The following is a 10,716-nucleotide window of genomic DNA, read 5'->3' as shown; positions in this document are numbered from 1 at the left end:
CGTCGCGCCGCGCGGCCTCGCCCGTGATCCACTGGCTCTGGCCGTTTTCTAGCGCGGTGCGACCGTCCAGCGAAGCGGCGATCTTCATCCGCACCCAGGGCCGGCCATGGCGCATGCGGTGGAAGAAGCCGATGTTCAGCGCTTCGCTCTCGGCTTGCGCGTCCGGCCCGGCCGTCTCCACCTGGATGCCTGCGGCACGCAGCCGCGCCAGCCCCTGGCCCGCGACCAGCGGATTCGGATCACTTGCCGCCACGGTCACCCGGGCAATGCCGGCGGCGATCAGCGCGTCACAGCACGGCGGCGTGCGCCCATGGTGTGAACACGGCTCCAGCGTCACGTAGGCCGTCCCGCCCTGGACCGACAGGCCACGGGCGGCGGCGTCCCGCAATGCCATCACCTCCGCATGCGCTTGTCCGGCTTGCTGTGTATGCCCCTCGCCCAGTGGCACTCCGTCCATAGAAGTGATGACGCAACCGACCCGCGGGTTGGGCTCCGTGAGCCCAATGGCCTGCGCCGCGAGGGCCAAGGCGCAGGCCATGGCGGCGGTCGGGGTGAGAGGGGAATTCATAGGGGCAAACCAGGAAGGAACGCGCATTTCCGCACGGAAAGGGGGAGAGGCACCGGCGGATTTTCCCCCCAAAGGTGGGGACGGCAGCAGTGTGCGCAGGCCTCCCTGAGGGGGAATGACGGCGCAGGCGGGCTTCTGAAAAATGCATTTCACGCCGTCCCTGAGTCGGTGACCCAGATCAAAACCCCGAGGAGGATCCCATGTTCAAGCGCCAAACCCGTGCCGCCAGCCATGCCAAGCGTCAAAGCGGTTTCACCCTGATCGAATGCATGGTTGCCACTTCGGTCGCAGGCGTGCTCGCCGCCGTGGGTGTGCCGAGCATGAGCAGCGTGATGGCGCGGCAAGCGGTGCAGGCGGAATTGAACGAGTTTCAGGGCGCGGTTCTGCGGGCGCGCAGCGAGGCAATGCATCGCGGCGAAGTGGTCACTGTGTGCGGGTTGGACCGCCCGTCCTCCACCACCGAGCACCCGCATTGCATGGCCAGTGGCAAGGATTGGAGCGCGGGTTGGGTCGTGTTCGTCGACCGTGGCGACCACGGGGACATGGATGAGGACGAGGATCAACTGGTGGCGGTTCACCAAGCGAGCGCGAAGGCCGGCGCGGTGGCGAGCACCTTGCGGTATCTGAGCTTCCAGCCCAGCGGCATTTCGGCCAGTGCCGCCTCGCACTTCCAGTTCCGTCCCAAGGGGGGCGATGCGGCCGTCGCCAACCCGCCCGACAGTCGCATGCTGTGCATCAGCAAGCCGGGACGGATGAGGGTGGTGAGTGCCGCGAGCTGCTGAGCCACCAGGTGCATCCCTCAGTCGGGTGACCGAGCGCCGCCGCCCGTCGGGCGTGTGTGGCCGCTGATCCTGGGCTTGCAGCGAGCCTCCGAGGGTCCGGGGCATCATGCCCCAATGGCATCGTGCATCAAGTCTGTAACGCTCGTCGACCGCCTTGTGCGCGGTGTGACATTGATCGAGTTGCTGGTCACTCTCGCGGTGGCGGCCATCCTGGCCATGATTGCGGCGCCTGGGCTGCACTCTACGCTGGCCGCCCGCGCAGTGTCATCCACCGCCGATGACCTGGCTGTCGCTTTGCGTCAAGCCAGGTCGGAGGCGCTCAAGCGGGGTTTGTCGGTGTCGGTTTGCGCTTCCAGCGATCCGAACGCGACTGGTGCGGTCTGTGCCAACAATGCTTGGGTGACAGGCTGGCTGGTTTTCACCGATCAGAACTCTAACGGTGACCTGGGTGCTGGGGATCAATTGATTCGCGCGTTTACGGCCGGTAAGTCGGTCAGCTCGATTACCGAATCAGGTGGCCAATCTTTCGCAACCTTCATGCCGAATGGCCTGCTCAAAGGCGGCACTCATCTCCAGTGGGACGTGGCTTCCAAACTGAGTAGCGACAGCCCAGGCTACGCGGCCGCGTTGCGCACGGTGTGCCTCAACCTGGCCGGGCGGGCCAAGATCATGATGGGACAGGATCAGGTGTGTCCATGACAAGACGCAACATGCCCATTTCTATAGCTTGCCGTGTACCGTGGCTTCGGCAGGCTGGAGCATCCTTGATTGAGGTGCTGGTGGCCATTTTCATCGCCTCGCTGGGCATCCTGGCGCTGGCTGGGCTAATGGGCACCTCCGCGCGCTACGGCAAGACCTCCGAGTTCCGCTCCGTGGCCACGCTGCTGGCGGCGGACATGGCGGACCGTATGCGAGCAAACGCCGATGGAGCAGCGAGTTACACCGTGCTCTCCGCCATCCTAACCACAACGGAACCGAATGCCGCGGCGAACTGTGTCACTGCGGACAGTTGCACCAAGGCCGAGATTGCTGCGCAGGACATGGCCACCTGGCAGGCTGCGCTATTCACCAGCCTGCCCAACGGCACTGGCTACATCGAGCAGACCGACACCGTCAACCATGTGTTCAACATGTGGGTGATCTGGCGCGATCCGGACGCTCTCAGTCGGCCCGAATTGAACGCCAACGACGGCACGGCGTCCGCTTGCCCCCCCCACTTTTCTGAGGAAGGTGCCCCTCGGTGCATGTTCTTTCGGGTGGGTCTATGAATCGCAGTCTCAGCATGCATTGCAAGTACAGCACCTCCCCTGGCCAACGGGGCTTCACGCTGATCGAGTTGATGATTGCCATGGTCATTGGACTGGTGGTGATGGGGGCGGTGTTTGCCGCTTACCTGGCTTCGGCCAACAGCACTCGCAGCGGAAGGGCCGTGGCCCAGATGACCGAAGACGCCACGGTTGCAATCAACATTCTGCGCAGCCATGTAGCCGAAGGCGGCTACAGCCGGCCGGTCGGCCCGGCCGCCAGCGGCACCCTGTTAGCGCGCGCCGCCGGCACTGCGCCTGGCAGTTGGCTGTTCGGCTGCGACCTGGACTTTGCGGATACCACCAAGCCCATCGACCAACTCACCTGCGGCACCGTGGCGGGTGGACACAATACGGTGGCAGTGGCCTATGAGGCTAACCTTAAAAACAGCGTGACCACCGTCAACGCGGCCGGCGAAACCGTGCCAACGGACTGCCTGGGGGCCGCGTTGACCAAAACAACGTCTGGCGGCATTGACTACTACTTGTCCTACAGCCAGTTCTACCTCAGCAACAACGCGCTCTATTGCCGCGGACCTGGCAGCACCACGGGTCAGCCGTTAGTTGAAAACATCCAGGACATGCAGATTACCTACGGTGTTGGCGGGGCTGCGAGTCCGGATACGACGCGGGTGGTGACCTACAAGGATGCGGCCGACGTGGCTGCGCTAGGCCCCTGGTCGCGCGTGCTGTCCGTGCGCGTGTGCCTGATCCTGCGCAGTGAGGATGCTGTGGCCGAGGCGCCCGACAGGTACCAGGGCTGTGATCCCTTTGCTGTAGGGGATGCCCGGCCTGCGGCACCGGACAAGCACTTGTACCGCGCCTTCACAACCACCATCGTGTTGCACAACCGAATGGGGGTACCAGCATGAACGAGCGATCGATACGCAGGGCTTCGGCAGGGCGTGGTCCGCAGCGCGGCGTGGTGTTGATCGTTGCTATGGTGATGTTGGTCATCATTGGTCTGATGTCCGTTTCGGTGATGCGGGGCGCCCTGAATGCCGATTTGGTGGCCAATAACGCGCGCGCGCAGACATCGGCGATGCAATCGGCGCAGATCGCCCTCCGTTATTGCGAGCGCAATCTGGGTGATGACACCAAAGTACCGGAAGTGATTGTTCAGAATGCGCCTAGCGCGCCGGGTACTACCAACTGGGAGACCTTCTCTAAGTGGTTCCCGGCAACCAGCCGCACGGCCGTTCCCATGTCAACCGACATCATGAAATCGGCGGACAGTTCCTTCATGCCCGCTTTCATGCCGGAGTGCATGGCGGAGAAGGCGATGCTGGAGGATGGGGTGACCGAGGTCTACATCGTCACGGCCCGCGGCTTCAGTCCAGATTACCAGCAAGACGGCACGGGTAAGGCGACCGCCGGCTCAGTGGTGTGGGTTCAGTCGACCCTTGGATTCCATTGAGTTGGCTCCCGGGTTGGATTTCTTTCCAAGACGCGTGCGCCAGTCGCCACGCTCAGGAGTGCCAAGATGAAAGTTTTCGCTATGAACATGGTGAGGCATATGCCTGCCGAGGTGGCCCCATGGGCCTTCGCGTCTGTTGCCTTTTTGTGCCTGACATCGCTTGCGCTTGATGCTGCGGCGATAGAACCTTCCCAAACTCCGCTGACCAGCCGCGTAGGCGATACGCCACCACCCAATGTGATGATCACGCTGGATGACTCCGGGTCCATGAATTCGGATTTCATGCCGGCAGGTGCTGTTACAGTCAATAATGTGTCCGTTCGCCTGGATAGTTCTACTGCGTCTGACCGGTTGGCCGCTTTCCTGAACGATCAGCGAAAAGCCAATGCGAACCAGCTCTCCGCATATATTCCAGCCGTGAAAGGCACTGGGGCCAAGTTGTACCAGATGCAGTTCAGGTCGCCCGATTTGAATACCATTTGGTATAATCCGGAAGTGCGTTATCGACCATGGTTGAAATCGACGCCGTTGGCTGATGGCACAGGCCAATACATGAACAATGCGGTCCCCACTGCAGCGTACTGGGATCCGATGCAGCCGGGGCTTGGTAGTTTTAATCTCACCACCAATTGGACAGGCGTCCAAACCACTTGGTGCCAAGCCTACAACAGTTGTGGCAGTGCGACGCTTGACTATTACCCTGGTTTGTTCTATCGCCTGAAGAGTGGTGCTGCGCCTGACAAGACTGCTAATTTTGTTCAGTACGATGTCAATGATGCTGCCAACTACAGCCCTAGCAAGACCAGCAAGGCTGCGGCCCGCACCGATTGCGCTGGCGCTACGACTTGCACCCAGGCGGAGGAGCGGATCAATTTTGCGAATTGGTTCACCTACCACCGCATGCGCGAAGCCCTGGCAAAAGGCGCGCTGACAGAATCTTTGTTCGGATTCCAAAATAAAATGCGCGCTGGGTGGGGGAGAATCAACAGCGGCACCACCAACAATGTAGATGGTTCCTTGGGCTTCAAAGTAATAAGAACTGGCATTAGAAATCTTGATAAGGCTCAGCTGCAGACCATTCTGGCGGGCGTTCAGGGTATTGCCTCCAATGGGGGAACGCCTTTGCGCACTGCCCTAGATAGCGTAGGGCCGTATTTCAACAATCGAACCGATGCTTACAGTCCATGGCTTACCACCATCGGCACAGCTGGCTCTGGAAAACTGAGTTGCCGTCGTTCTATCAATCTGCTAACGACCGACGGCTATTACAACGACAGCTATTCCGCGGCAGGTGATCTAACCAATGTAGACGGTAGCTACAGTTATACCAGTGCCGCAGACAATCCCGGTGGTTTTTCGCCTACCCACTACGTGGCGCAGCGGCCCTACATTGATGGCAGGACGAAAGATGATTCGGCCAACATCGCGTTCAATAGCCTGACCGATGCTGCGATGCGCTGGTACATCCAGGATCTTGATGGCACGGTGGTGAACAAAGTCACACCGACCGACACTGACATTGCGTTCTGGCAGCATTTGACTCAGTTCACCATCGGCATTGGCGTCAAAGGTACATTGGATTCATCGAGCCCCGATGCGAAAGCTGCTACGTTGCTGGCTCTGTCGGATCCCAACGGCTCCGCCATGTGGCCCAAGCCTTCCACCGATCCTCAGAAAATCGACGATCTCTGGCATGCCGCCGTCAATACAGGCGGTGACTTCTATTCCGTGAAGAACGGCGCAGAGTTGTCAGCCGCGATCACCAATGTGTTCAGCAAGGCCACCGGCGTAGACTCGCGAGAGGCCGGCGTGGCGACCGTCACGTCCACGCTGAGCGCGTCAAATCTGAAGTTCGTGCCGCAATACAAGTCTGGCGCGTGGTATGGCGATGTGTATGCCTACGAACTGGATACCAATGGCGATGTGGTAAGCACCAAGGCCAAGTGGCAGGCATCCACTAAACTGCCTGCCGCAGCTGCACGTAAGCTTTATACCCTGAGCGGAGGTGCTGGGGTGGAGTTCAAGAGCACCACACTTGTTGCCAGCGACTTGAGCGCAATTGGCTCAGCCGATCTCGTGAACTACATTCGCGGCGAATCGACCAACGAAGGCAACTCCCTGTCCTTCCGCCCTCGGGGGGGGCAGTTGTTGGGTGACTTCGTTAATTCACCGCCGGTATACGTGCGCGACTTGCTGGACTCTAGTTACGGAAATCTGGCGGACACGACGCAGGCGGGTAGCTACGCGAGTTTTCTTGCCGCTAAGAAGGCGAGAAATGAAGGCGCGCTGGTCGTGGGTGGAAACGCAGGAGTTTTCCACGTGTTTCGGGGCTCTGATGGCGTGGAAACCTTTGGTTATTTGCCTCGGGCCGGCTTCTCAAATTTAAATTTGGTGGCCGCCAAGAATTACGGTACTACGGATAATTTCCACCGCTTCTTCGTGGATGGTCCGGCGGTGGAAGCTGACGCCTACCTCACGCCCAAGGGTGAAACCGGGCCGCGCTGGGTGAATATGCTGCTTGGCAGCATGGGGGCGGGGGGTAAAAGTGTTTTTGCCTTGCATGTGCCCACCGACGACCCCACTGCGCAACTGGGTGCAAATTCCATCCAATGGGAGTTGAATAGCCATGCCGATCTTGGTTACGTGATGAACGACATGCGTACAGGCAAGATCCAGGGTGGCGGGGGCTGGTACGCGTTTATTGGCAACGGGCCTTACAGCACCAACGGCAAAGCTGCGCTGTTGGTGGTTAATTTGCAAACTGGTGCCGTGGTCAGAAGCATCGACGTGAACACTACCGGTGCGAACGGCTTGGGCGGTGTTCGGCTGGTGCGCAATGCCAACATGGAGGTCTACGCCGCCTATGCGGGCGATCTACAGGGCAATTTGTGGCGCTTTGACTTTGGTAACAGCGACCCCTCGAGTTGGGGTGTAGCCTTCAACGGCAGCCCGCTGTTCAAGGCGACAGACAGCACCGGCGCAGCTCAGCCGATCGTGGCCGCTCCTGCTATCGTGCCGCACACCATCAAGGGATATGTGGTTACCTTCGGCACCGGCCGGTTGATCGACACGGCAGATTCGGCGGTCATCGCTCCGCAGACTTATTACGGGGTGTGGGACGATACCGTGATCAATGCCTCGGCCGCAACCGTGGCAAGCCCGTTCTTTGCTGCCTCTCAGAGCGGCGGTGTGGCGCCCTATCGCAGTGTGCTGGTGCAACAATCCATTGGTACCTCCACGATCGCGGGTTCGGGAAGCAACGCCGGTATGACCTACTACACGGTGTCCAGTAACACGGTCGATTGGAACCAGAAAAAGGGCTGGTACATTGAACTGAACGTAAAGGCTGGTCAGCGCACCGTGTATCCGGCGCAGACCATTCTGAACTATGTTTACTTCAGCACCATCGTGCCAGCAGTGAAAGCAGCTGAGTGCGAGTTTACGTCAGGCTCTGGTTATAACTTTTTGGTGGATGCGGTCACCGGAGCGGCTAGTACTACCCCGGTATTCGATACCAATGGTGATGGGGTGGTGAGCGGCAGCGATTCGGTTGTGGCTGGCTTTGGCACGCTGGCGGACGGATCCGACAAGATGCTGACCAACAATACAGGCGTGGTGAACGAAGATTCGGCCGCACGTTGCTTGCCGGACGTCAACGCAAAGTGCCAAAATCCGGACGAAAATTGCTTGGTGGTGATTGTCGACAGCACCAATACTGGCAAAGAAGCATGCGTTAAGGGCCCTCCTTGCGTTGCTGGCGATGAACGGTGCTGCCCGGACGGTACGCCGAGAAATGGGCGGATTGGCAACTGCGCTCCTGACGTTGGTGGCATCATTACCGACCGCGTCTGGCGCCAGATCGTGAACCCGCCGCAGCCCTAATCATCCGCGCCTCTTCATCCGAAAGCTTGTGCATGGCTTCCAAAACTGGACGATCTCAGCCTGTGTGTCTTAGCTCTGGGAGCAGGGTCACATCTACGGGCTTCACGTTGATCGAGTTGATGATTGTGGTAGCCATCGTGGCCATTCTGGCGGCGATTGCCTACCCTAGCTACACCAGCCATATGCTCAAAGGCCGGCGGGCGGATGCGGAAACGGTGATGTACGAGGCGGCGCAGTACCTGCAGCGCTTCTATGCCGCAAACAATACCTACGCAGGTGCCAGCTTATCGGGGTCCGGGGTCAGCCAATCTCCCAAGTCGGGCGATGTGGTTTACTACGAGATCACGTTGGGTGATGTTGCGAACAGTGCGCAGGACTACAGCCTGCAAGCGGAGCCGAAAGGTGTGCAACTGAGTGATCCATGCGGCACGCTGACACTGTCATCTACCGGGCAGAAGGGGCAGAGTGCGGACGCTACAGTAGCGAAGTGCTGGCAGTGAGCGGGGTCCGCTCCCTGTGAGGTAAGGATTGGCGTGGGATGGAGATCCGAGCTTCATATCTCCTTGATCAACCTGCTGAACTCATCGACATCCTCAAAGCTGCGATAAACCGAAGCGAAGCGCACGTAGGCCACCTTGTCTAGGCGCTTCAATTCCCGCATCACCAGTTCGCCCAAGCGGGTTGAGGGCACTTCGCGCAGCCCGCTGGCGAGCAGCTTTTCCTGGATGCGCTCCATGGCCGCATCCACTTGCTCGATGCTCACCTGGCGCTTGCGTAGCGCCAGTTGCATGGAGCCGCGCAGCTTCTCCGGCATGAACTCCACGCGGGCGCCGCTGCGCTTGACGATCGCCGGGAGGGCGATTTCGGCGCGTTCGTAGGTGGTGAAGCGCTTGTCGCAGCTGGTGCATTTGCGTCGGCGGCGCACCACGTCCCCTTCGTCGGATTCGCGGGTTTCCGCGACCTGGGTTTCGGTGTGACTGCAGTAGGGGCAGCGCATGCGGGCTCTTTCTTTGAGGGGCTCTGGCTGGAAGCAAAACGAGCCCGGCTGTTGGGCGCGGGCTCGTCGGGGTCAACTCGTCAACAGGTCCTGGTGGCTGACCTGCGTGGGGTGATCATCTGCTTCAACGGTAGACCGGGAAGTCACGTGTCAGCGCCGCGACCTTTTCGCGCACGCGGGCCAAGTTGGTTTGGTCGTGCGGGTTGTCCAGCACGTCGGCGATCAGCTGCGCGGTCTGGCGGGCCTGGTCTTCCTTGAAGCCGCGGGTGGTCATGGCCGGCGTGCCCAGGCGGATGCCACTGGTGACCATCGGCTTTTGCGGGTCGTTCGGGATGCCGTTCTTGTTGCAGGTCATGTGCGCCGCGCCGAGGATGGCCTCGGCTTCCTTGCCGGTCAGGCCCTTGGGGCGCAGGTCCACCAGCATGACATGGCTTTCGGTGCGGCCGGAGACGATGCGCAGGCCGCGCTCGATCAGCGTGTCGGCCAGCACCTTGGCGTTTTTGGCGACCTGCTCCTGGTAAGCCTTGAACTCGGGTGCAAGCGCTTCCTTGAAGGCGACGGCCTTGCCGGCGATCACGTGCATCAGCGGGCCGCCCTGGATGCCGGGGAAGATGGCCGAGTTGATCTTCTTGGCGACCTCTTCGCTGTTCATCAGGATGATGCCGCCACGCGGGCCGCGAAGGCTTTTGTGGGTGGTGGAGGTCACCACGTCGGCATGCGGCACCGGGTTCGGGTAGACGCCTGCGGCGATCAGGCCGGCGTAGTGCGCCATGTCGACCATGAAATACGCGCCGATTTCCTTGGCGATCCTGGCGAAACGCTCGAAGTCGATGCGCAGCGCGAAGGCCGACGCGCCGGCGATGATCAGCTTGGGCTTGTGTTCGCGGGCCTGGCGTTCCATCGCTTCATAGTCGATGTCTTCCTGCGCATCGAGGCCGTAGCTGACGACCTTGAACCACTTGCCGCTCATGTTCAACGGCATGCCGTGCGTCAGGTGACCGCCTTCGGCCAGGCTCATGCCCATGATGGTGTCGCCGGGCTGCAGCAGTCCGAAGAACACGGCCTGGTTGGCCTGCGAGCCGGAGTTAGGCTGCACGTTGGCGAAGTTGGCGCCAAACAGCTGCTTGACGCGGTCGATGGCGAGTTGCTCGACCACGTCCACGTTTTCGCAGCCACCGTAATAGCGCTTGCCGGGGTAGCCCTCGGCGTACTTGTTGGTCAGCTGCGAGCCTTGCGCGGCCATCACGGCCGGCGAGGTGTAGTTTTCCGAGGCGATCAGCTCGATGTGTTCTTCCTGGCGCAGGTTTTCAGCCTGGATGGCGGCCCACAGGTCAGGATCGACCTTGGCAATCGTCGATTCGGAGCGGTCGAACATGGGAGGCATTCCTTCAATCGGGGGCGGATGAGCCCTGCCGTCCCGCTGCAGGCCGACTTCGGCTTGCGCTGCAGGAGGAGGGTTGCCCAGGCGAACGGCTGATGCAAGCGACCTGGGGCCGCTCCGCGCTTCCCGGTGGTGATCCACCTCGGGATGCCCTGTGAGGGCACCTTATCGCCAGTCGCGCGTGAAGAAGAGAAAGAGAAAACAGGTGCGGCCAAACGCGCAATGAACGCTGAGCAGCACGGCCGCTAGTGTAGCGGCTCGCCTCGTTTTGGTGGCAAGCCCGGGCGGCTCAGTGACGCACCCCGGCCTTGGCCAATTTGACTCAACTTGCCAGAGCTTGACTCAACTTGCCAGCGCGACCTGCGCGCGGCCAACTGCTGGCTCG

The 10,716-nt window shown here is 60.8% G+C and carries 10 protein-coding genes and 1 riboswitch; of the genes, 7 read left to right on the top strand and 3 right to left on the bottom strand.

Features of this window, described 5'->3' with window-relative positions:
- Positions 1–568, bottom strand: a 568-nt coding sequence (ribD, locus tag FKP22_RS11050) for a bifunctional diaminohydroxyphosphoribosylaminopyrimidine deaminase/5-amino-6-(5-phosphoribosylamino)uracil reductase RibD (protein ID WP_141287548.1), incomplete at its 3' end; no start/stop codon positions are given.
- 200 nt (positions 569–768) lie between these two features.
- On the opposite strand from ribD, the gene FKP22_RS11045 reads away from it, so the two are divergent.
- From FKP22_RS11045 to FKP22_RS33815, 7 genes are all read left to right on the top strand, one after another.
- A complete protein-coding gene (locus FKP22_RS11045; RefSeq protein WP_141287547.1) occupies positions 769–1,350 on the top strand; it encodes a GspH/FimT family pseudopilin in 582 nt (193 codons plus the stop codon).
- Between the two features lie 114 nt (positions 1,351–1,464).
- Positions 1,465–2,049 carry a GspH/FimT family pseudopilin gene (locus FKP22_RS11040; protein WP_141287546.1) on the top strand — a complete coding sequence of 195 codons (585 nt, stop codon included), beginning with the start codon at positions 1,465–1,467 and terminating at the stop codon, positions 2,047–2,049.
- Entirely contained in the window at positions 2,046–2,618 is a 573-nt protein-coding gene (gene pilV / locus FKP22_RS11035; RefSeq protein ID WP_141287545.1) for a type IV pilus modification protein PilV, read from the top strand. Before FKP22_RS11040 ends, pilV begins: the two co-directional genes overlap by 4 nt.
- Positions 2,619–2,632: 14 nt before the next feature.
- On the top strand, positions 2,633–3,526 hold the full coding sequence (locus FKP22_RS11030) for a PilW family protein (RefSeq protein WP_170200847.1): 894 nt from the start codon (positions 2,633–2,635) through the stop codon (positions 3,524–3,526).
- Positions 3,523–4,071: a pilus assembly PilX family protein gene (locus FKP22_RS11025; RefSeq protein ID WP_141287543.1), complete on the top strand. Its 549-nt coding sequence runs from the start codon at positions 3,523–3,525 to the stop codon at positions 4,069–4,071. Before FKP22_RS11030 ends, FKP22_RS11025 begins: the two co-directional genes overlap by 4 nt.
- Before the next feature lie 66 nt (positions 4,072–4,137).
- Complete coding sequence (locus FKP22_RS11020; RefSeq protein ID WP_141287542.1) at positions 4,138–7,953, top strand: pilus assembly protein; 3,816 nt, start codon at positions 4,138–4,140, stop codon at positions 7,951–7,953.
- Between the two features lie 62 nt (positions 7,954–8,015).
- The gene (locus FKP22_RS33815; protein WP_310733319.1) at positions 8,016–8,453 is read left to right on the top strand and encodes a type IV pilin protein; all 438 of its coding nucleotides are present in this window, start codon (positions 8,016–8,018) and stop codon (positions 8,451–8,453) included.
- A 53-nt stretch (positions 8,454–8,506) separates the two neighbouring features.
- On the opposite strand, the gene nrdR is transcribed toward FKP22_RS33815, so the two are convergent.
- Positions 8,507–8,950 (bottom strand): transcriptional regulator NrdR, encoded by a 444-nt coding sequence (gene nrdR / locus FKP22_RS11010; protein WP_141287540.1) that lies wholly within the window; start codon positions 8,948–8,950, stop codon positions 8,507–8,509.
- Between the two features lie 124 nt (positions 8,951–9,074).
- Positions 9,075–10,325 carry a serine hydroxymethyltransferase gene (glyA, locus tag FKP22_RS11005; RefSeq protein ID WP_141287539.1) on the bottom strand — a complete coding sequence of 417 codons (1,251 nt, stop codon included), beginning with the start codon at positions 10,323–10,325 and terminating at the stop codon, positions 9,075–9,077.
- A gap of 77 nt (positions 10,326–10,402) precedes the next feature.
- Positions 10,403–10,520, bottom strand: a riboswitch (ZMP/ZTP riboswitch).
- Positions 10,521–10,716 lie beyond the last annotated feature (196 nt).

Source organism: Ideonella azotifigens, from assembly GCF_006519715.1.
In the GTDB taxonomy this organism is placed as follows: domain Bacteria; phylum Pseudomonadota; class Gammaproteobacteria; order Burkholderiales; family Burkholderiaceae_C; genus Ideonella; species Ideonella azotifigens.
Note: the sequence above shows the minus strand (reverse complement) of the source record. Positions and strands in the feature narration are given on the sequence as shown.